Source organism: Niveibacterium terrae, from assembly GCF_048213115.1.
In the GTDB taxonomy this organism is placed as follows: domain Bacteria; phylum Pseudomonadota; class Gammaproteobacteria; order Burkholderiales; family Rhodocyclaceae; genus Niveibacterium; species Niveibacterium terrae.
Genome location: NZ_CP172404.1, coordinates 3,914,442 through 3,936,552, shown reverse-complemented (window position 1 = coordinate 3,936,552; position 22,111 = coordinate 3,914,442). Strand labels below are relative to the sequence as shown.

General features: G+C 62.9%; 17 protein-coding genes. 10 read left to right on the top strand and 7 right to left on the bottom strand.

What is annotated here, in order from left to right; translation table 11 throughout:
• Window positions 1-274: 274 nt before the first annotated feature.
• The 3 genes from ACHFB9_RS18010 to ACHFB9_RS18000 all read left to right on the top strand — a co-directional run bounded on the left by ACHFB9_RS18010 (window position 275) and on the right by ACHFB9_RS18000 (window position 6,289).
• Window positions 275-3,679 carry a protein kinase domain-containing protein gene (locus ACHFB9_RS18010; RefSeq protein WP_417068897.1) on the top strand — a complete coding sequence of 1,135 codons (3,405 nt, stop codon included), beginning with the start codon at window positions 275-277 and terminating at the stop codon, window positions 3,677-3,679.
• Between the two features lie 680 nt (window positions 3,680-4,359).
• A complete protein-coding gene (locus ACHFB9_RS18005; RefSeq protein ID WP_417068896.1) occupies window positions 4,360-5,865 on the top strand; it encodes an alpha/beta hydrolase in 1,506 nt (501 codons plus the stop codon).
• 70 nt (window positions 5,866-5,935) lie between these two features.
• Window positions 5,936-6,289 carry a hypothetical protein gene (locus tag ACHFB9_RS18000; protein ID WP_417068895.1) on the top strand — a complete coding sequence of 118 codons (354 nt, stop codon included), beginning with the start codon at window positions 5,936-5,938 and terminating at the stop codon, window positions 6,287-6,289.
• Between the two features lie 161 nt (window positions 6,290-6,450).
• On the opposite strand, the gene asd is transcribed toward ACHFB9_RS18000, so the two are convergent.
• The 7 genes from asd to waaC form a co-directional block, all read right to left on the bottom strand.
• Complete coding sequence (gene asd / locus ACHFB9_RS17995) at window positions 6,451-7,290, bottom strand: archaetidylserine decarboxylase (protein ID WP_417068894.1); 840 nt, start codon at window positions 7,288-7,290, stop codon at window positions 6,451-6,453.
• Window positions 7,291-7,348: 58 nt separating this feature from the next.
• Entirely contained in the window at window positions 7,349-8,164 is an 816-nt protein-coding gene (locus ACHFB9_RS17990) for an energy transducer TonB (RefSeq protein WP_417068893.1), read from the bottom strand.
• Window positions 8,165-8,271: 107 nt separating this feature from the next.
• On the bottom strand, window positions 8,272-10,146 hold the full coding sequence (locus ACHFB9_RS17985) for a S8 family peptidase (protein ID WP_417068892.1): 1,875 nt from the start codon (window positions 10,144-10,146) through the stop codon (window positions 8,272-8,274).
• 9 nt (window positions 10,147-10,155) lie between these two features.
• A complete protein-coding gene (locus ACHFB9_RS17980; RefSeq protein ID WP_417068891.1) occupies window positions 10,156-10,506 on the bottom strand; it encodes a hypothetical protein in 351 nt (116 codons plus the stop codon).
• 159 nt (window positions 10,507-10,665) lie between these two features.
• A complete protein-coding gene (locus tag ACHFB9_RS17975) occupies window positions 10,666-11,010 on the bottom strand; it encodes a DsrE family protein (protein ID WP_417068890.1) in 345 nt (114 codons plus the stop codon).
• A 5-nt stretch (window positions 11,011-11,015) separates the two neighbouring features.
• A complete protein-coding gene (gene waaA / locus ACHFB9_RS17970) occupies window positions 11,016-12,272 on the bottom strand; it encodes a lipid IV(A) 3-deoxy-D-manno-octulosonic acid transferase (RefSeq protein WP_417068889.1) in 1,257 nt (418 codons plus the stop codon).
• The gene (gene waaC, locus ACHFB9_RS17965) at window positions 12,269-13,222 is read right to left on the bottom strand and encodes a lipopolysaccharide heptosyltransferase I (protein WP_417068888.1); all 954 of its coding nucleotides are present in this window, start codon (window positions 13,220-13,222) and stop codon (window positions 12,269-12,271) included. The genes waaA and waaC overlap by 4 nt, the downstream gene beginning before the upstream one ends.
• 270 nt (window positions 13,223-13,492) lie before the next feature.
• Between waaC and ACHFB9_RS17960 the strand changes: the two genes are divergently transcribed.
• From ACHFB9_RS17960 to rfaE1, 7 genes are all read left to right on the top strand, one after another.
• On the top strand, window positions 13,493-14,254 hold the full coding sequence (locus tag ACHFB9_RS17960) for a glycosyltransferase family 2 protein (protein WP_417068887.1): 762 nt from the start codon (window positions 13,493-13,495) through the stop codon (window positions 14,252-14,254).
• 213 nt (window positions 14,255-14,467) lie between these two features.
• Window positions 14,468-15,475: an NAD-dependent epimerase gene (locus tag ACHFB9_RS17955; protein WP_417068886.1), complete on the top strand. Its 1,008-nt coding sequence runs from the start codon at window positions 14,468-14,470 to the stop codon at window positions 15,473-15,475.
• A 174-nt stretch (window positions 15,476-15,649) separates the two neighbouring features.
• A complete protein-coding gene (gene wbaP, locus ACHFB9_RS17950) occupies window positions 15,650-17,155 on the top strand; it encodes an undecaprenyl-phosphate galactose phosphotransferase WbaP (protein WP_417068885.1) in 1,506 nt (501 codons plus the stop codon).
• Window positions 17,156-17,268: 113 nt separating this feature from the next.
• Window positions 17,269-17,508: a hypothetical protein gene (locus tag ACHFB9_RS17945; protein ID WP_417068884.1), complete on the top strand. Its 240-nt coding sequence runs from the start codon at window positions 17,269-17,271 to the stop codon at window positions 17,506-17,508.
• A gap of 118 nt (window positions 17,509-17,626) precedes the next feature.
• Window positions 17,627-20,479, top strand: coding sequence for a YjbH domain-containing protein (locus ACHFB9_RS17940; RefSeq protein WP_417068883.1), 2,853 nt, complete (start codon window positions 17,627-17,629; stop codon window positions 20,477-20,479).
• The gene (locus ACHFB9_RS17935; protein WP_417068882.1) at window positions 20,476-21,123 is read left to right on the top strand and encodes an MORN repeat-containing protein; all 648 of its coding nucleotides are present in this window, start codon (window positions 20,476-20,478) and stop codon (window positions 21,121-21,123) included. The genes ACHFB9_RS17940 and ACHFB9_RS17935 overlap by 4 nt, the downstream gene beginning before the upstream one ends.
• A 29-nt stretch (window positions 21,124-21,152) precedes the next feature.
• The gene (rfaE1, locus tag ACHFB9_RS17930; RefSeq protein ID WP_417068881.1) at window positions 21,153-22,103 is read left to right on the top strand and encodes a D-glycero-beta-D-manno-heptose-7-phosphate kinase; all 951 of its coding nucleotides are present in this window, start codon (window positions 21,153-21,155) and stop codon (window positions 22,101-22,103) included.
• Window positions 22,104-22,111 lie beyond the last annotated feature (8 nt).

Here is a 22,111-nt window from a genome sequence, read left to right as displayed (position 1 = left end):
AGACTCGAACAGCATCCCTACGCCTGGCACTATGAACATCCCCCGCGTGCCGGAGCCCGTCGCTGCGTCGCCAGCAGGTGGCCAGGGAGGGACCGTGCGCATCCTTCCCTCTCAAGGACCTGGTGGGACGGTCCGAATCGCCGAGCCTGCGTTGTCGGAGAGAGCGGACGGGACGGGAGCTACGGTCAGAGTTCTGCCTCAAGGTGATGCCAAAGGGTTGGGTGGAACCGAACGCGTTGCAGTACGGGGGGGAGAGACTGGCCCCAAGGGAACAGTGCTCGTCGCGCCGACAGGTGCAGGAGGAACCGTTCATGTCGACAGTCTGAAGCCTGGCTCGTCCGCCGCCGAGACGGCATCGATAGTCTGCAGGCTTGTAGTTGGCCAGACCCTTTCCGTGAATGGGCATGCCTACCGGATCAGCTCCGAGCTGACGGCAAATACAAGCGAAGCGCGCACCTATATCGCCCTCGCCGAAGATGGGCGTCAGGTCGTGATCAAACACTATTTGCCTGGAGTCCCTGCGCCGCAGGTGGTGCTGCGCAGGCTGCAGAGCATGCCGCATCGCAATGTGGTCGGCATTCTCGATCTGGGCCACGTGGAAGCCCAGGACGTCGAAGTGCTTGAGTACATCACAGGCGGAACCCTGGACCAATATTTGCGTCGCCATGGTGCCATTCGCGATGTTGAGGTGTTGCGCAAGCTCGTGAGTTCCATCGCCGATGGCCTCGAACACTTGCACGATCAGGTTGGCCTCATCTATCAGGATCTGAAACCTGAGAACATCCTGCTTGCGGATCCTGGTCTCAGCCGTGCTGTTCTGGCGGATTTCGGCATCTCGACGTTGCACGAGCAGGGGAGCCGGGATGTGCGAGTCACCGCGAACGGAACACGGGAATACGCTGCGCCCGAACTCTCGCGCTTCGGAAACCAGACTGATGCCTTTGTGACCGAGAAGGTCGACTACTTCGCTTTGGGCATCACGTTGCTCGAGTGCTGGCTGGGCGGTCGCCCCTTCCAGGGGTTGCCGGATGGCCGTCGGCTAGCCCAGATCCAGGACAAGGAGGTTCCATTTCCTCTGGACATCGACAAGTCGCTCGAAACCCTGATCAAGGGCTTGATCCACCCTGGGGTCAAGGACCGATTTGGTCGCGACGAGCTGCGGCGGTGGATAAACCGACAGCCGCTTCATGTCGACTACACGAGCACGCAGCGCGTCTACCAGAGGCGGGCTTTTCGTGCCGACGAGTACTTCGAAGATCCCGCGCAGTTGGCGGATCTGCTCGAAAGGTATCCGGAGAAAGGGGGCGATTACCTCTACCTTGGTTCGATCCAGAAGTGGTTGGACCTGAGCGAGGATATGGAATTGTCGACCGAGATGCAGAAGATCGTGCGTCTATTTGACAGGGATGAGGCGTCTCGTCAGGCAGGTCTGACCCGGGCGATCTATGCGTTGGACGTCGAGCGTCCCTTTGTCTCGGTGGGGGGGCGCAGGGCTTCCACAATCCAGGAAATTGCCGATGCGCTGCTCGCCGAGAAGGATCATTACGTCGGTGCGCTGAAGAACCCCAACGAGCCGCTATATATGTATTTGCAGGCAAGAGGTGAGAGTGAGTTCGCCAGCGATACGCTCGCGCGGTTTGCGGCCGCCGCTGACCCGAATAGCGCTTTGAGCTTGTTGATCTACCTGATGCACGGAGAAGGGCGCAACCAGATCAAGCTCGGTGATCGTTTCTTTTTCACTCCCGATGAACTGCATGAGGCAGATGCCTCTATCCAGAAGGAACTCGTCGAGCAACTGCAGCAAGAAGGCTCCCGACTGCTGATCTGGCTGCAAAGGCTAGGTGTGGTCGAGCGTCTCGATCCGGTGCACAAGGCTTGTTCAGTCGACAAGATCAGCATCTTCCAGGCCTTTTCCTGGCTGTCGCTGAAGGAATTGTTTCCGGCCTGGACGCTTCGTCAGGGATCTATAGCGATCGACCTGATCCGCGGGAGGCGTCAGGATCTGCTTCCGGTCTTCGTTGCTCAGGGGCTCGACTTCAACAGCACGGCAGGCTCTGATACCCCGCTGGTTTGGGCTGCGGGACATGGTTTGGACGATGCGGTCGGATACATGCTGGAGCACGGAGCAAAGATCGACCAACCCAATCCCGGAAATGTGTCCGCACTTGAGGCCGCGGCTTCTTACCGTCGGCGCTCGACAGTCGAACTTCTGTTGGCTCGTGGTGCCTCAGCCGATCCCATCTCTGGGAAACAGATCGGCGCCCTGGCCCTGGCCTGTGCGCCCAATAGCCTCAACGGTGATCAGAGCGCGCGTGATCCCGCAATTATGGATGCCTTGCTCAAGGCCGGCGCATCGGCCACCCGCAGCGATTCTTTAGGTGCTACGCCTTTGCACCGCTTGCTTGCCGGCATCAAGGCGGGGCCTGAGATGCTTCCCATGCTTGAGGCTCTGCTCGCTGCGGGGGCGGATATTCATCTCGAAGGCGGTAATCTTGTCGTCAAAGATCAGCCGGATTGCGATGCCTGGTTCACAGCGCTCCAGGCCATTCATTTCAATCATCTGCCGCGTCGGGACTACGCCCCGATTTTGGCCCGGCTGGTTGCGGCTGGAGCGGATGTCACCTCTGTCTATGGCGGAAAGGCGGCGCTGCATTGGGCTGCAGCTTGGTGGGACGATGAACTGGTTAAAGCCTTGCTGGTGCTGAAAGCTTCGCCGGATCAGGTTGCCGGCGATGACATGCTTCCGGGGACTTATGCGAAGCTCGTTGGTGCGAACGGGCTTGAAGAAGTACTCAGGCCGAGTGCTGCTTTGCGCCGCAGGATGGCCAGGCTCAATATCTCTCTGCGCCTGATCCAGGGGCTAGCCCTGGCAATTCTGACTTTGATGCTGTTCTTTGTCGGAAGCAGGGTAAATTTTCGGGACGCGCAAGCAAGTATTCCCTCGCTGCTAGCGTGGTGTGCCGTGCTTCCTCTTCTGGGGCTCTTGGTTTCGCTGGGCAGTCTGCGGCGATTTGCTCTGTGCGTGCGCAGGATGCTGAGCAGCAGGCGTGGGTGGTGGCTCTTGCTGATCGGTTTTCCTGCTATTGGAGCGATGATCGGTTTAGTTGGGGCTTACCTGTTCTGGACCTTGGTCCGGAATAGCGAACTTCGCTACATGCTGACGGGATTGGCGATGCCGCTCGCGCTGCCGTACGTGCTGGTTCAGGGGATTTCACTGCTGCAGATCCGCCGCTCGCTCGCACATCAGAAGCCCTGGCTCAAATACCTTGAACCGGCCGGCGATGATGGAAAGCGTTGCCTTCCGGTCAAGCCCTGGATTCTTTTGGCATCAGCTTTGCCCTTTCTTGCGCTCTTTTTGTTAGTGATCCACCTTGCCGATGTCCGGATGGGGCCGGGTAGCACCCAAGCCGAGAAGCCCCGGAACGAAGCAAACGGACCGGCACAATTTGACGGGCGCGGTGTGCTCTCCTCACCATTTACCGTGCGTCTGCCGAATGGTCGGAGCTGCAAGCTTCCGAAAGGAACAGAGCTTGCGTTGCGTGAGGGAACCGGCCTCAATACTGAGATTGCTAGGGTTCTGCAAGTCAGCGGACCGTGCCGCGGCGATCTTTCGCCGCAGTCCTTCCTGCTCATCCCGTCTAGCAAGGTACGCAGAAGCGCAGACGTCCGTAGTCAATAGATCAGTGGGAAAGTGCAAGGACTTTCTGAACAGGGATGGCCTATCGTCGATGATCTTCCTCGGCCTCTCTGGGGGATTTCCGGAATAGCTACCGGGCAGAGGCAATCGTTCGAGCTGTGGCTGTCCGAGCACGGCAAAATCCTCAACTGCAGTGCGGGTGGCGCTACCTGGAAGTGCCTGACCAAGGGGCAGATCGATGTTGCCGAAGCACTTCTCCTCAGTGGTGCTGCCATCGCGTCAGCCGATGCGCCGGATTCCTATCGGGCTGCGATGGATAAGGCTCGTCGTGCCAGGCGAGGACAGTGGAAGTGAGTTTTTCCTCTCTGCCTGGAGTATGAATTCTTCGCCTGTTTGCCTGTTTGCCTGTTTGCCGTGTTTGGCGGGATCGTCGATTGTGCTCTTCCCGGAGCGGTTCGGCTCGATTGCGGAGGCTGTTTGGTGTCACGACAAGCTGTGGCGCACTTCCTCCCTGTCGCGGCGAAGCCGGTCAATGACAATAAGGTATTTTCGCCGCAGGCTTGTCGCTGAGATGTTCATTGAGCGAACTCAGACGGTGACAGGCCTCGCTCCGGTTGAATCATTTCGCTACACCTGAAACGGGCGGCGCTTCGGGGTCCTGAGTATGCTGGTCGCCCATGCTTGGCGCTGCGGCGCCCTGCCTGAGCTACCCGCGAGTCCCCATGAAAAGAAAATTCCTGCTGCTGGCCGCCACGCTGCTGATCAATGCCTTCGGTTTGAGCGCGGTCGCAGCCGAGGCCCAGCCTCCCGAGGCATTCACCTTCCTGCCCGATCAGAGCTATGCGGAAGGTGATGGCGGGCCGTTCCATTTCGACTTCTACCAGGAAGCCCGGCCGCAGACCAAACAGCCCGTGATCATCTGGCTGCCCCGCGAGGGGCGGGCCGCGAAATCCGCGCCGGTGCCCGCCTATCAAGGCCGGTTTCCGACTCCGATCGCGAGCTATCTCGGCTACCATTACTCGATCGTCAGTATCGACGGTGTTCCGCCGCAAGGCCGTGAAGCCAGGCTGCGCCAGCTGATCGACTTCCTCGACAAGAATGCCGAGCGCTACCGGATCGACACCGCGAACATCGGAGTGATCCAGCCGACGGTGAAGGGTTACGAGGCGAGAATCCTGCGCCAGAGCGCCCCGGGCAGGACGCCCGCGCTGCCGGTCCCGACGCCCCGCGATTGGGATTACCTGGGGCTTCAGGAGGGCTTCACAACCCGGCTGATCGTCAGCTACTTCGCGATGCACCTGCATGGCGGCGCTTTCGACGCTCACTTCGATCCGTTGGCGTTGCGCGACCCCGATACCGCCTGGGTCGATCCGATCACCCAGACCGCGCCCGGCACCCGCTACCATCGCTACGCAACCCCCAGCCGCGGACCAGGCAGCTTCGGTAGCTATATGCTCTACCTGCCGAAGAGCTATGCGTCTTCCGGTAAGCGCTATCCGGTTATCTACTACCTGCATGGCGGGAACGGCAATCAGCGGGAGGGGCGGTTTCTGGTCAAGGCGATGGAGGCCGCGATGCAGCGCGGCGAGATGCCCGAGTCCATCGTCGTCTTCGTCCAGGCCCTGCCAATCGGTTGGTATGTCAATGCGAACGACAAGGCGCCGGGCGTCGAGAGCGGTCCGGTCGAAGAGGTGCTGATCCGCGACCTGATTCCGCACATCGATGCGAGCTACCGGACGATCGCCGGCCCTGTCGGTCGCGGCCTCGAAGGCTGGTCGATGGGCGGTTTCGGCGCGATGCGCCTCGCCTTCAAGTATCCGGACACCTTCGGCGCCGCGTCCTCGCTGGGCGGCGCGTTGATCGACTGGAGCGATGAGAAGAACGTTGCCTATCTGACCAACACCTTCGGCCCCGCCGACGCGGCGGGGCGCGCTGCGTCGATCGCGTTCTTCGACGCCCAAAAGCCGTCGACCTGGGCGATCCGCAACGCCGATGCGATCGCGGCGCGAAGCACGCTGCGCGTGCTGGTCGGCGAGCAGGACTGGCTCAGCAATGACCACGGCAGGAACATCACAAGGGAGTTCAGTCTGATGCTCTCCTCGCTCGGTCTGGAGCACGAGTACCGTGTGCTGCCGGGCGTTGGCCACATGATCCCCGAAGCGATCGGTCAGGGGCGGCTCGCCTACCCGGCGGCGTTCTGGAAAGAGGCCTTTCGCTACAGCGAATAGCTTCCCGCGCGCAGTCGCGCGCTCTGTTGGATAATCGCTGTATTGCCGCCGCTCAGGAAGAGGCTTACGGATGTCGATTACCCGCTCCATCGCGATGCTGCTGTCCGCTTTCGCGCTGCTCGCCGCCGTCCCGGCTCAAGCGGCTCCGCCCCGGGTTCTGGGTCTCGATGACATGAGCTGCAGCGCGTGGGCGCGCTCGAAAGACGATGCCGAGCAGCGCGGGCGTTTCATCGCGTGGGCCAGGGGTTTTCTGAGCGGGCACAACTATGCGCGCCAGGCCCAGCAGGTTTCCGATGTCTCCAACGGCACCGTCGAGATGTTTGTGACGCGCTACTGCAACGAGCACGCGAAGAGTTCGGTCAACGAGGCCGCGCAGCGGATGAGCGACCTGTATTCGGGCCGCAACGCGCCGATCACGAAGTAGCTTCACTCTCTTCCTGTGGGGGCGGCCGTAGGGCGGATTCGCCCCAAGGGGGCAATCCGCCACCACTCAGCGACGGAGAGCCTGAAGGACAAGGCTGTCATTCGTAAGCGGTGGAATGTCGCTCCGCTCCGATTCCACCCTACTGAGCTTGCGGCGACAGATCAGACGCTTGCCGGCGTACCGAGTCTGACCGGCTTGCCGGGGGCCCACTCGGGGTTGAAGGCGAGCGAATCCTTTGGGAACAGCATCACGACGGTCGAACCGAGCAGGAAACGGCCCATCTCCTGGCCTTTTTCAAGCGCGATGTTCCGGCCTTCGTAACTCCATTCGCGGATCCTGCCCGGGCGCGGCGGATTGACGACGCCGTGCCAGACGGTCGCCATGCTGCCGACGATCGTCGCGCCGACCAGCACCAGCGCGAAAGGTCCGCAGTCCCCGTCGAACAGACAGACGACGCGCTCGTTGCGCGCGAACAGTCCGGGTACGCCGCGCGCGGTCAGCGGATTGACCGAGAACAGCTCACCCGGCACATGGATCATCCGCGTGAGCCGTCCGGCCATCGGCATGTGGATGCGGTGGTAGTCGCGCGGCGACAGGTATATCGTCGCAAACTGCCCGTCAACGAACGGCCTGGCGAGCGCCTCGCCGCCGCCGAGCAGCTCTGTCGCCGTGTAGCGGTGGCCCTTGGCCTGGAAGATCCGCCCCGCTTCGATCGCGCCGAACTGGCTGATCGCGCCGTCGACCGGGCAGATGAAGCGGCTGTCGGCGATCGGGCGGGCGCCGGGTTTGAGGGCCCGGGTGAAGAAATCGTTGAAGCTCGCGTAGCTCGCGATGTCGGGATTCGCTGCTTCGCTCATCTCGACGCGGTAGCGGGCGACGAAGCGCCGGATTGCCGCATGGGTGATCGCCCCACCCTGCCAGCCGGCGAATTTCCCGGCAAGAACCGTCAAGGCCTGTTTCGGGATCAGATACTGGGGAAGGACTTTCAGGCGGTCGGACACGGAATAGCCTCGCATTCAGGAGCCGCGATTGTAGCGGCTCGCCGGTGACTGACGATCACTAATCGGTGAGTCGCCATTCGTAATCGAGTCGCTCCCAGCCAAGTACCGGGACTCCATCGATCTTCCGCGGAGGAAACGTGCATAGCGCGAACGAATCGATCGCAGCTTCATCGAGGCGTGGATGGCCACTGGAGATTTCCACCTTGGCGGCGAGGACTTCACCTTCGGGTGTCAACAGCAGTAGCAATCGGGTGACTCCCGTCTCTTCGGCCCTCAGCGATTCGGGCGGATAAGCGATGCCGCAGCGCTTCATATCCGGGGCTCCGAGGTAGACCAGCTGATGGTGTGATTCAGGTGAATCGAAGAGGGCAGCCTTGGCTCCCGTGCTTCCCGCATCGGCCAGCGCCTGGTCCTGCTGAGCAAAGGAAAAAGCGCGGTTGATGACCAGCACTTCGGTGCCACGAACCATGCCTTCGGAAATGGGGGCAAAGGGCGCAGCCCTATTGATGGCTGAGAGAACTGCGCTGTCAAAGACCCTGTTGCCGGATGATCTCAACAGTCTGAGTCTGACGAGTTGTCCGTTCCTGCCGATCTCGGCACTGACGAAAGACTGCCCTTGGTCGCCAGGGGTAAGGGATTCGAATTTGCTTTGCCCGATCTGCGCTATCCAGTCCTTCAGGTAGCCAGCGAAGCGTGGATCGGGGTTATTTCCGACGAAGGTTTTTCCCGGGACAGGGATTTGGACCTCCGGCTTGAGGAGCGTGGGTGCCTGGATTCTGCTTGGGGGCTGGGAAAGCTCTGCCTCCACAGCCAGGGGCGAGAACGCGGCGGTGCATAGCAGGGCAGTCTGTGCGACTTTGAAGAAGAGACTCATCCTGAAGCCATGATCGATTCGATCAGCGCATCAGAACACATCAAACCCTGCCGAGACAAGGATTGGCCCCAGAACAGTTTCATCGACTGCCCTGGGGCGATTCGTGTTCAGCGGCGCTTTGCCGTCCAACCCAGGCCGGCGAGGCCCAGCAGCGCGATCAGCGCAAGCGGATCGAGCGCGCCGCCACCGCCGCCCGACGAAGTCGTCGTGGTTGTTGTCGTGGTCGTTCCGCCCGTTGTTCCTCCCGTCGTCGTGCTGGCCGCGGCGACGGTGAAAGTCGTGCTGGTCGTGTCGGTCAGTCCTTCGCTGTCGGTCACGGTCAGCGAGACCGTGATCGTTCCGGCCGCCGAAGGCAGCAGCACTGCTTTGGCCTGGTCTGTGCTCGTGAAGGACGAAACGATTCCGCTGCCCGACGTGACCGACCACGCGTAGCTCGCGATCGTCCGCGAGCCGGAAGCGCTGCTGCCGCTGCCGTCCAGCGTCAGCGCCGTTCCGGCCGTCGCCGAGCTGACCGTCGTGATGCTGGCCGAAGGCTTCAGCGCCAGCGTGACCGCAGCGAGCGCATTGAGCATGCCGGCACCGCAGGTCGTCGTCGTGCAGTTGCACTGGCCGTTGCTGTCGGTGGCGATGTTGCAGCTCTTCAGCGTCGAATCCGTCGTGAAGGCGGTCGCACTCGTTTTGATCAGCGAGATCAGCTTGGTCGGGGTCAGCGCGGAATTGCCTGCCAGCATCAGCGCCGCGACGCCGGCCGCCTGAGGCGAGGCAAAGCTGGTGCCGACCGAATAGTCGGAAGAGTCGCTGTAGGTGCTGCTGACCGCGCTGGTCGTGCCGCTGTTCTTGGCCGTGATGATCGGATAGACGCAGGAGCCGGTCGTGTTGACGCAGTTGCCGGCCGGCGCGCTGATGCCGACTTCGGCACCATAGCTGCTGTAGCCGACCTTGCTGCCGTTGTGACGGACGCCCGCGACCGCGAGCACGCCCGAGCAGTTGGCCGGTTCATCGACTGCCCCGCTCTCGTTGCCGGCCGCTGCAACGACCAGCACTCCGGCATTCGTGATCTCGCTGATCGCTTCCTGGTAAGCCGCGCTGCAAGTAGCGACACCGCCGAGGCTCATGTTGATGATCTTGGCCGGGTGCTGGTTGGTCGGAACGCCCGAGACCGCGAGGCCTGCGGCCCAGCGCATCCCGGCGATGATGTCCGAGTCGTAGCCGCCGCATTTTCCGAGCACGCGAACCGGCAGGATCATGCTGCCCTGAGCGACGCCGGCCATCCCGGTCGAGTTGTTGGTTTCGGCGGCGACGATCGATGCGACCTGGGTGCCGTGCCAGGAGCTGTTGGTTGCCGTGCAGCTCGCGTCTTTGAAGGTCTGGGTGGCCGCTTCGGCGCTGGTCACATAGTCGCCCGGGTCGGTCGGATCGGAGTCGCGCCCGTCGCCATCGTTCGAGAAAGTCGTGCCGGATACGAAATCGTAGCCATAGACCGTGCCGCCGCTCGTATAAAACAGCTTGTTCTTCAGGTCGGGGTGCTCCGGGCGGATGCCGGTATCGACGACCGCGACGACGATCGAAGACGAGCCGGTCGTCAGGCCCCAGGCGCCTTGGGCGTTGATCGCGGCGGGCTGGGCTGAAAGCAGGTTCCACTGGGTCGAATAGAGCGGATCGTTGGGCGTGGATTTGATCTTCTTGATCCGGTCGGGCACTGCGTACTCGACGTCGGCCTGAGCCGCGAGCCGGGCTGCGAGTTTTGCCGAACTGATGTTGCTGGCCTGCACGACGTCCATCCGCGGTGCGATCGTCCTTGCCGTCGACACGCTCTCGCCGGTGCGGCTGCTGAGAATCGTCGCGCGCGAGCTGGCGGTTTGCAGCGCCACGGTCGAACTGTTCCGGTACTTGACGATGACGCGGGCGTTCTCATCGGCGAACGCAGTGCCTGCGAGCAGAGCACAGACCAAGGCCAGAGAAGATCGAATAGGGAGTTTCATGATGACGACTCAGTGAAGCGTGGCAGACGCGGGAGGGCTAGGCAGGGTCTTGCGACCTTCAGTTTCTATCTGATCGAGCAGGCCGCTCGCGGCAAGGCGCGAGAGTGCCACGGAGCAGGAATCGGTATCGGGATCGCAGGCAATCCGGTAAGCGGCGCGGCGCGCCGAGACGGCCGCGGCGAAGCGGACCGGAACGCCGCTCGCCTGGCTCAATTTGCTCAGCCAGGCCGGATCGTCCGTGCGCACGCCTTCGGGATTGCGCGCCAGTACGTGCAGCTCGGCAGCCGAAGCGTCGCTCACCCCCGCACAGGCGCTGAGGGTGAAGATGAGGCAGAGCAGGCAGGCAAGGGAACGCGGCATCGGATTCTCGGCGCTGAACGCATGCCTTCATCTTGGCACGAGGCCACACGATAAATCCGTTGGAGCACAAGTGGCAATAACTGTATCGATATGAAATCGGTCACAGTCTGGGCAGCTTGGCCCTAAGCGGGGGGAGGCTTGTCTGCGGTGAAGCCACCGTCAGATCGTGATGACCTTGTCCGCTTCGCCCTGCGCTTCGACGATCCTCATCATGTTGCCGATTTCGCCGACCGCGACCTCGTCGATCAGGCCGTAAAAATCCAGGCAGGTGCGGCAGATGATCAGCGGCACGCCGGCCGTGGCCAGCGCCTTGAGCTCTTCGAGGCAGGGCGAAGTCCCGGTCACGAGCTTGACTCCGTCCGCATAGAACAGGATCGCGCGCGGCAGATCGCCACCCTCGAACAGGGTGCGGAAATAGCTTGCGGCGAGCTTGTGGCGCAGCGCAGCGTCTCCCTGGCCGAGGCCGTCGCCGGTGACGAGGATCGCGGTGTTTGCGAAAGACATGGTTCTCAATTCCTGATGTAGGGGGCGATCAGTTCCAAGCTTGCCGCGCAGGCGCCGCGGTGTTCGGCGACGAGACGGCTGCCGGCTTCGCCCATCGCGCGGCAGCGCTCCGGTGAAGCGAGCAACGCGCAGGCTTCGCGCACCGCCTCGTCGAGGTCGGCGCAGCGCAGCGCGGCTCCTGCGTCGATGGCGAGCGCGCAGGCCTGGGTGAAGTTGAAGGTGTGCGGACCGACGATCGCCGGAATGCCCGAAGCGCAGGCTTCGATGATGCTCTGCCCGCCCAGGGGCTCCCAGCTCCCGCCGATGATCGCGACATCGGCCGTCGCGTAGTACGCGAACATCTCGCCCATGCTGTCCCCGAGCCAGACCCGGGTCGTCGCTTCAAGCGTCGTCTCGTCGCTGCGCTGTTGCAGCGAAAGGCCGCGCGCTTTGACGAGCGCGGCGACTTGCGCGAAGCGCTGGGGGTGCCGAGGCACCAGAAGCAGCAGAAGATCGGCGGGCGCGTGGCGGGCGAAGGCTTCGAGCAGAGGCCCCTCCTCGCCTTCGCGGGTGCTCGCCGCGATCAGCACTGCTCGCGCCCCGATCCGCTCGCGGAAGCGCGCGGCCTGCTCGCTGGCTTCCGCGGGCGGCGTGATCTCGTACTTGATGTTGCCGGTGACGCTGACCGCTCTCGCCCCGGCGGCGCGCAACCGCGCCGCGTCGGCCTCGGTCTGGGCGCCGATATGAGCGATGCTCGCGAAAGCGGTGCGGGAAAAGCCGCCCAGCCGCGCATAGCCGCGCGCCGAACGTTCGGAGAGCCGTGCGTTCGCGAGCAGGATGGGGACGCCCGCGCTGTGTGCCCCGGCGAGCAGGTTGGGCCAGACTTCGGTCTCCATCAGCACGCCGCATTCGGGGCGGAAGCGCTTCAGGAAGCGGCGCACGCAGCCGGGCGTGTCGTAGGGCAGATAGGCGATCTCGACCTCGTCGCCATAGAGCTGCCGCGCTGTCGCGCGCCCGGTCGGCGTCATCTGGGTCAGCAGCAGACGGTGGTCCGGATAGCGCTGGCGCAATGCGCGGACCAGCGGCTGGGCCGCGCGCGTCTCGCCGACCGAGACCGCGTGGATCCAGATCCGCTTCGCCGCTGCGGCTTCCGGGTAGAAGCCCAGGCGTTCGCGAAGATCCTGCAGGTACTCAGGTTGACGGCGCGCCCGCCAGACGAGGCGGAGCAGGATCAACGGCGCGGCGAGCCACCACAGCGCCGTGTACAGGATGCGGGCGATCATGCCCAGGACCGCAGGGCGGAGAGAACCTGGGCGACGCTGGGGCACTGCCCCTTGCCTCCAAGGTTGACCGCACTCTTGCCTCCGGCGACTCCGTTCGCGCCCGGCTCGGTCGCGACATAGAGCGCGGCGATCGGCGTCGACAGCGCCGCGGCGAGATGCGAGAGCCCCGTATCGACGCCGACCGCGCACTGGGCGCGCTCGATCACGGTGGCGAGCGCATCGAGCGACATCGCCGGAACCCGGCTCGCGTGCGGCAGCTCGGCGGCGATCCGCTCGACGCGCGCGACCTCGGTCGCGTTGCCGGCCGGTAGCACGCAGTGCAGACCGCGGCGGTTCAGCTCGCGGCCCAGAGCGATCCAGTTCGGCTCGGGCCACAGCTTCTCATCGCGGGCCGTCGCGGTCAGCAGCAGCACATAGGGTTCAGGAGGCGCCCAGGCGTCGGCGGCCGGTTCGGGTGCGTGGATGCCGTAATCCGGACCGCCTTCGGCCGTGTAGCCGAGCGCGGCGGCGGTGATCAGCCGGTTGCGTTCGACCGCGTGGCGCTGCCAGGAAACCTGGAATTTCTGGTCGTAGAAACGGGTCGCGATCGGTTCGCGGGCCGAATTCTTCGCGTAGCCCGCGACTGGCGCCTTGGCGAGGCGCGCGACGAGCGCGCTCTTGAGCAGGCCCTGGGCGTCGATGACCTGGTCGTATTCGCCGGCGAGTTCTTTCTTCAGCGCGCCGAAAGCGCGCCAGGTCGAAGGCAGGTACAGGCGCTTGCGCCAGCTGCGCAGCGCGATCGGGATCACGCGGCGCACGGCCGGGTGCAGGCGGGCGAGCGGCGCGAAAGGCGCCTCGACGACCCAGTCGATCGCGAGCTCAGGCCTGTGGCGGTGCAGGTCGGTGATCGCCGGCAGATACTGGATCACGTCGCCCATCGACGAGGTTTTGACGATCAACAGGGAATTCATGGCGTGATTATCCCGGAAAGCGCGGTGCTCTGCGAATTCCAGGCTTCGCTCCGCGTGATCGAATTTTCGACGGGCAGATCTTTCTCATGCAGAGCCGCAGAGAAAGGCAAAGTGCCTTTTTCCAAAAGCGGAGAGCCTGCCTCCGCCCCCGCGTGCCTGCCTGTCGCCCCCGCGCAGGCGGGGGCCCAGTGCCGTCATTCCTCTTCCCGCCTCTGCGCCTTGCCGCTCTTCTGGGCGATCAAACAGGGGGCCAATGCTAGACTCGGGCGCATGAACTCCCGCTGCCCGCTCTCCGCTGTCCTGATCACTCGCAACTGTGTCGGATCGCTCGCGCCGACCCTCGCCGCGCTCGCTTTCTGCGACGAGATCGTCGTCGTCGACTCGGACAGCGATGACGGTACCCGCGAGCTCGCGCTCGCGCACGGTGCGCGGGTCCTGACGCATGAATGGATGGGCTTCGGTCCCCAGAAACGCTTTGCGGTTTCGCAGGCTTGTCACGACTGGGTGTTGTGCATTGATTCGGACGAAGTGGTGTCCGATGAACTGCGCGCCGCGATCGAGCGCGAGCTTGAAGCTCCGCAGCATGCCGCCTATGCGTTTCCCCGCTGCAACCGCTTCCTGGGGCGCTATCTGCGTCATGGCGAGGGCTATCCGGATCTGTCCCTGAGGCTCTTCGATCGTCGTCGGGCCAACTGGTCCGACGACGCCGTCCATGAAAAGGTCGTCGCGCCCGGCGAAGTCGGGCGGCTGAGCGGTGATCTTCTCCACCACTCGGAGGAGAGCCTGGAGCGCTATCTCGAAAAGCAGAATCGTTACACGAGCCTGTCCGTGCAGCGGATGTTGCAAAGAGGAGACAGAGCGACGGTCGGCAAGCTCGTGCTGAGTCCGCTGGTCCGCTTCGTCAAATTCTACTTTTTCCGGCGCGGCTTTCTCGACGGCATGCCCGGTCTGATCCACATCGCGATTGGTTGTCTGACGAGCTTTCTCAAGTATGCCAAGCTCATCGAGGCGCGGCGCATGACAAAGCCCTAGCGACCCCTCTGGCCTGCGCGCGGGTTTTTCGTCCCCTTGGGGGGCGAGGCCCGCGCTAGGCCCGGGTCGCGATGTATGTCAAAATGCGACAGGCGCGAACAAGGACATCGCGGCACACTTCATCCCGGATCCTCCCCAAGCTCCCGGATCCTTTTCTTTCTCCGCAAAAGGGCGAAGGAAGCGGATGGGGGTGCAACTCCAGGCAGAAGAAAAATGAAGATACTCATCACAGGCGCAGCCGGCTTCATCGGTATGCATGCCGCCCTCGTCTTGCTTGCGCGTGGCGAAGAGGTCGTCGGCATCGACAACCTCAATGACTACTACGACCCGAACCTCAAGCTTGCCCGTCTCGAACGGCTCAAGCCCTATCCGAATTTCCGCTTCATCAAGCTCGATGTCGCCGACCGCGCCGGCATCGAAGCGCTGTTCGCGACCGAGAAATTCGAGCGGGTGATCCACCTGGCCGCCCAGGCAGGGGTGCGCTATTCGCTGATCAATCCGCAGGCCTACGTCGAATCGAACGTCGTCGGGTTTACGAACATCCTCGAAGGTTGCCGTCACAACGCGGTTCAGCACCTCGTCTATGCGAGCAGCTCCAGCGTCTATGGCGGCAACGAGAAGATGCCCTTCTCGGAAGCTGACAGCGTTGATCACCCGGTCAGCCTCTATGCGGCGACGAAGAAGGCGAACGAGCTGATGGCGCACACCTACAGCCATCTGTTCGGACTGCCGACCACGGGCCTGCGCTTTTTCACGGTCTATGGGCCGTGGGGACGGCCGGACATGGCGCTCTTCCTGTTCACGAAGGCCATCCTCGAAGGCCGGGCGATAGACGTCTTCAACTACGGCAAGATGCAGCGCGATTTCACCTATGTCGACGATATCGTCGAAGGTGTGATCCGCGTCCTCGACCGCCCCGCCGAACCCGATCCAGACTTCGATCCACAGGCGCCGAATCCGGGCACTTCCCGCGCGCCTTTCCGCGTCTTCAACATCGGTAACCAGGGGCCGGTCGAGCTGATGAGCTACATCGAAGCGATCGAGAAGGCGCTGGGGTGCAAGGCGACGAAGAACCTGCTGCCGTTGCAGCCCGGCGATGTTCCGGCGACCTCGGCCGATGTGTCCGCGCTGACGGCATGGACCGGTTTCAAGCCGGGGATGAAGGTCGAAGAGGGCGTGAAGCGCTTTGTCGAGTGGTACAGGAACTATTTCGCGGTGTGATCCAGTTCGCTTTCGAAAATCCGGAAAAACTGTTTAATCTGAAAAATTTGATTCGGGCGGAATGCGGAGCTGTTCGGGGGGCCGGACAGTGATTAAGCCGCACCCGCCCGGAGAAACCAGGTTCCCGAAGTCATGCGGAGCCGAAAGATAAAGGCGCAGCCTGAGGATTTGCATATGGATACGGATGAGCTGGGCGTTACGCCCTCACTGAACCTGGGCTTGCCCGCAACGGTTCCGCAAAGCGGAATGGACAGGTTTACCGTCGCCAAATGGTGTCTGGTGCTCGCCGACGTTCTGGTCGTCGTTCTGGCTGCGCTGATCGACACTTCCGCTCTGGGTATCTCATCGCTGGAAAGCCTGCATCTGGCCGGCTTCCGCCACCTCGGCGAGAATTCCTCGATGCTGCTGTGGGGCTGCGCCGGAGTCATCTGGCTCTGGGTCAACAAAGGCAATTACTCGAGCCGCAAGACCGAAAGTCAGGCTCTGGCCGAAGCGCTCAGCGTGTTTTCGATTGCCTTCCTCGGCGACGGCGCGAGCTGCTTTCTGTTCGGCGCGGGAGAGTCGCGGATCGGCTTCATCGCTTCGTGGGTGATCTTCGCCGTGGTCCTCGTCCTGTCCCGCTACCTGATGCGCCGGATCCTCGACCGCTTTGGGATCTGGAGGATTCCGGTCGTCATCGTCGGCTGCGGAGAGAATGCGGTCGACGCCGCGAATGCGCTGCTCAGCGAAAACGGGCTCGGTTACGACATCGTCGGGTTCTTCGCGCCGGCCGCGGCGCAAGGCGGACGGCAGATGATTTGCGTCGGCGACAAGGCCTGGAAGGTCGAAAACCTCGAGCTCGGCCTTGAGCGCCACCTCCATGATCATGGCCAGGCAACGACCGTCGTGCTCGCGCTCGAACAGGATCAGGGGACTCTGCAGCAGACCCTGGTCGAAAAGCTCTCGATCCACCACCCTCACCTGAAGATCGCGCCGCCTTTCCGCGGTCTGCCGCTCTATGGCACCGAGACGATGCACTTTTTCAGCCACGAAGTGCTGTTCATCACGGTGCGCAACAATCTGGCCCGCCTCGCTCCACGGTGTTTCAAGCGCGCTTTCGACATCCTCGTTTCGATCGCGTTGCTGCTCATGCTCTCTCCTCTGTTTCTCGTGGTCGGTGCCCTGATCATGAAGACCGGAGCTCGTCCCTTCTATGGCCATACGCGCGTTGGCCGCAATGGACGCCTCTTCAAATGTCTGAAGTTCCAGTCCATGGTTCCGAACGCTGGCGAAGTGCTGAAAGAGTTGCTGGCGAACGATCCCGCTGCGCGCGAGGAATGGGCGCGCGACTTCAAGCTGAAGAATGACCCGCGCGTTACGAAGATCGGCGATTTCCTGCGCCGCACCAGCCTCGATGAGCTGCCTCAGCTGATCAACGTGATCAAAGGTGAAATGAGCCTCGTCGGGCCGCGTCCGGTGGTCGAAGCCGAACTGGAGCGTTACGGCGAATACCGCGAGAATTACCTCGGTGCCTGCCCCGGAATCACCGGGCTGTGGCAGATCAGCGGGCGCAACGACATCGATTACGCTCGCCGGGTAAGCTTCGACACCTGGTATGTGCGCAACTGGTCGGTTTGGTACGACCTGGTGATCCTGTGGCGCACCGTCAGTGTCGTGTTCAAACGACAGGGGGCGTATTGACTGTGTTTGCAATCGCTTTCAGTGCTGGATATGCTGTAACTTCGGCTTTGGTTTGCTCTTTTTTTGAAGGGCTGACGGGAGTCGTAACCTTACTTCCCAAGAAAGGATTCCCCATGATGAAGATTATTGCCCTGCTCGCCGCTGGCCTGTTCGTGAGCTCGTCCGCTTTCGCCGCTGAAGCCGTTGTTGCGACCGATGCCGCCGCTGGCGCCGCGACCACGACTGCCGCTGTGACCACGACCACCGTTGCGGCCGCTGTGACCGCCGGTGTCGCCGTTGCCGTCGCGGTTGGCGTTGCTTCGGGTGACGACAACTCGACGACGACTCACCACAGCACGACCACGCACCACTGAGTCGTTGTTTCAAGGAAAGCAGCCTGTGCGTGAGCGCGGGCTGCTTTTTTGCTGATCGCTGGAAAAGCGAGCGTCTCCCGCCCTTTACCTGCTCCGCGAGGATCAGGCCCGGATTTGCATGACCCATCACCCCGCCCCCCCGCGTTTCAAGCTGAAGACTCTGGCCTGTCTGCCGTTGCTTTTCGCCGGTTCGGCCGCGACGATGGCCGCGCCCTCGGTGGTCGGCACTTCCGGTCTGATCAACATGCCCGATGCGCATATCGCGCCGGAAGGCACGCTCAGCTCCGGCTACTCCTACTTCAAGCCCTACGGCCTGCTGTGGACCGATCTGGCTTTTCTGCCCTGGCTCGAAGGAACCTTCCGCTATACGCGGATCGCCAACGTCCCGGCCGGCTTTACCGAAGAGCAGAACAAGACTTACGGCTCCTACAAGGACAAATCGCTCGGTGCGAAGCTGGCCCTGCCTGAGAGCAAGTGGTTTCCAGCGCTCGCGGTCGGCAAGACCGACCTGACCGGCGTCAATGCCGGAACCCAGCTCTACAGTTCGCGCTATGTCACGGCTTCAAAGAATATCGGCCTGCTCGATCTGACCGTCGGTTATGGCAAGGGGCGGATCGATGGCCCTTTCGGCGGTGCCCGCCTCCAGCTCTCCGAAAAGCTGCCGCTGAGCCTTGTCGCGGAATACGACGCGAACAACTACGCGCAGGACATCGGTTCGAGCGTTTCCGGCTCGGACAGGAAGAAGAAAGGACCCAGCGTCGGGCTCGAGTACCGCTGGGGCTGGTTAGGCACCCAGCTCTCCTATCAGCACAACACGGTCGGCATCAACGGCTATGTCTCAGTGCCGCTGGACATGAAGGAGTTCGTACCCAAGATCGACGAACCGGAACCCTGGGCGAAACCCGTTCCCCGACCGACCGTCGAGCAGTGGAAGAGCGATCCGTCCTACAAGGCTCGCGCGATCGAGGCACTGTATGGCGACGATTTCCGCGCCATCCGCCTCGCCTGGCGCGACGGTGTGCTCGACGTCGCGCTGACGAACCGGCGCATCTCGGCGATGAGCCGTGCGGTCGGTCGTGCCGCCCGGATCCTGATGATGCATTCGCCCGACGCGACCCGCGAGATCCGGATTACCTATTCGGTCAATGAACTGCCGGCCGCGACCTACCGCTTCTACGACCTCGACGCGTTGCAGAAGTACTTCTACGGCCTGACGCCGAGAAGCCGCCTGGCGCGGAGCGTCTCGGTCGAGCTCGCCGCTCCGGGTTCCATCCCCGACAGCGAAGCCGAAGAGGCGTTGCAGGCGGCGGCCGAAGCGCATCCGGAGTCGGTCTTCCACGTCGGCGAGGACGTGCCGCTCTTCGCGCTGCGCACCCAGGACAAGAATCTGAACCAGGCCAGGGTCAGGCCTTACGTCAGCTTCTTCTTCAACGATCCGAGCGGTGCGCTCAAATACGATTTCTCGCTTCTCGGCTCGATGGGGCATTCCTTCGGCTCGGGCTGGTCGACGCAGGGAGCGGTTCAATGGGATCTGGTCGAAAACGTCAGCGATGTGACCCAGGCTTCGAACTCGGATCTGCCCCATGTCCGGACCGACGTTGCCGAGTACAAGAAGGGGGCCAAGTTCAAGCTGAGCCGCCTGCTCCTGAACAAATACGTTCAGCTCGACAAGGGGCTCTATGCGCGGGCCTCGACCGGCGTCTATGAGGAGATGTTCGCCGGAGCCGGCACCCAGATCGCCTATTTCCCCGAGCGCGGCCCCTGGGCCGCGGATCTCGCCGTCGACTGGGTCAGGCAGCGCGACACCGAAGGCTGGTTCGGCCTGCGCGACTACTCGACGACGACCGCGATTGCGTCGCTGCATTACCAGCTGCCGATGAATCTGACTGGCACGATGCGGGCCGGCCGTTTCCTGGCCCGCGACGACGGCGTCAGGTTGGAGTTGAGCCGTCGCTTCCAGTCCGGAGTCGAAGTCGGCGCCTGGTACACGGTCACGAACGGCAACGACATCACTCAGCCGGGCAGTCCAGGTAGCCCTTACCACGACAAGGGCATGTTTATCTCGATTCCGCTGAACAGCATGTTGACGAAGGACACCCAGGCCAGCGGCGGTTTCGCGATCGCCCCCTGGACCCGCGACGTTGGTCAGATGGTTGCGTCTCCGGGTGATCTCTATTCGCTGTTCGAACGCTCGCTGGTCCACGGCCTCTTCCACAAGGATGGCCTGAGCCGCTTCGGCGATGTCGACGACGACTATGCGACGGCGCCGCGCGGCAAAACGATGTTTGACCTGCCTCTGGGCGATCTTGCGGCCCGCGACGCGAGCGCTCTGGGCTCCCTCGCCCTGAAGCCTTCGAGCTGGGCGATGCTGGCGACCGCGACCGGGCTGACCCTGCTCGCGGCGAAAGGCGACAACAGCGTCGATCGCTACTCGTCCAATCACATGCAGGGCTCGGTCTGGAACAAGATCGGCAACGGCGGCAACGCGATTCCTTACGGTGCGCTCGCGATGGGCGGTTTGGCCGCGTTCTCCGGCCTGGACGACAACCTGACCCTGGTCGGCGCGTCTTCGCTCGAGGCCGGTGCGTCGGCGCTGGTGGTCGCCAGCGGCCTCAAGTACGCGGCCGGCCGCGCCCGTCCGAAGACCGGCGCCGACAGCCACACTTTCGAATCCGGATCGTCGAACGACAGCAATGCGTCCTTCCCGTCCGGTCACACGATGATCGCGTGGGCCGCGTTGACCCCGTTCGCGAAAGCCTACGACGCCCCCTGGCTCTATGGTTTCGCGGCGATGACCAACGTTGCGCGGATCCAGAAGCGCGAGCACTGGCTCTCCGACACTGTCGCCTCGAGCTTCATCGGCTATGCGCTGGGTTCGCTGACCTGGTCCTGGCGCAAGAAGGACAACGGAGCCCCCGATACCGTCAGCGTGACGCCGAACGGCGTTGCCGCGCAGTGGAGCTTCAAATGAGGGCGGGTGTTTCGATCCTGTTGATAGCTGTGCTGGCGATCGCTCACTCGCTGGTCAGGGCCGACGAGTCGTGCAAAGTCATCGATCCCGAGCTGCAGCAGCACTACGAAGGGCCTTGTGTCGACGGTCTCGCCGAAGGCGAAGGCAAAGCCAGCGGTCGGGCGAGCTATGAAGGCGGTTTCCATCTGGGCATGAAGCATGGCCTGGGCGAGAAGCGTTGGGCCAACGGCGATCGCTATACGGGCGAGTTCCGCTCCGACAAGCGCCACGGTCGCGGCATCTACCGCTGGGCGCACGGTCCCTGGGCCGGCGAGCAATACGCAGGCGACTACGTCGAAAACCGCCGCCAAGGCTTCGGCATCTACACCTGGCCGACCGGCGACCGCTACGAAGGCCCGTGGGACATGGACGCGATGACCGGCCCTCCGACACCGATGATGATCCAGCGCAACCGGGCGAGAGCCGCGGCGCTGAAGGCGCTCGGCAAGCCTGGACTCGCGATCTGCAAGCTTGAGGCGGTCGGGATAGGCAATGTCGTCAAGGTCGAGGCCAAAGTCCTTGCCCTGAAGGGGGATGTCCTGGATATTCTCCGCGACGGCGCGGCCCGGACGGAGGACCCGTTTGGCTGGTATCCCTGCCCCTGATCAGCATCCATCGATACGAACGAAATCCAATGTCTTTCAACAGAGATCACATCAAGAAGATATCCACAGCCAGAGTCGGTGTTGTTGGCGACATCATGCTCGACCGCTATTGGTTCGGCGATGTCAGCCGAGTCTCGCCTGAAGCGCCAGTCCCCGTCGTTCATGTCCAGAAGCACGAGGACAGGTTGGGAGGGGCGGCAAACGTCGCGCGCAATGTCGCCTCGCTGGGCGCCAGGGCGGCGATCATGGGAGTTGTCGGTAACGATGAAGCGGCACGCTCGGTTCGCGAGTTGATTGGTGAAGGAGGTATTGCGGATCACTTGATCGAAGACTCCTCGGTGCCGACGACGATCAAGCTGAGGGTTCTGGGACGTCAGCAACAATTGATCCGTGTCGATTTCGAGGAAAAGCCTTCTCATGAAGTGCTCAGCGCCGCTCTGGCCGATTTCGGGAGGCTGCTCGTCGATAGCGAAGTGCTCGTGCTGTCCGACTACGGAAAAGGTGGGCTTGCTCATATCGGCGCAATGATCTCGGCGGCTAGAGAGGCGAACAAGGCAGTCATCATCGATCCCAAGGGCAGCGACTATGCGCGTTATCGGGGGGCGACGGTGCTGACGCCCAATCGCGCCGAGCTGAAGGAAGTAGTAGGCGCCTGGAAGTCGGAGGAGGATCTGCAGAAGAAGGCGGAAGAGCTCCGCCGCGATCTGGATCTCGATGCGCTATTGCTGACCCGCTCCGAGGAGGGCATGACGCTATTTTCGTCGAACGGAAGGCAGGACTATCCAGCCCAGGCCAAGGAAGTGTTCGATGTTTCCGGCGCGGGGGACACCGTCGTTGCGACGCTGGCCAGCCTGATGGCGGCTGGACTTCCACTCGGCGAAGCCGTTCCGTGGGCGAACAGGGCGGGCGGCATTGTCGTCGGCAAACTGGGAACCGCCACCGTGAACCATCAGGAGCTTTTCGGCTCGGAAATTCAATGAGGCTAAAA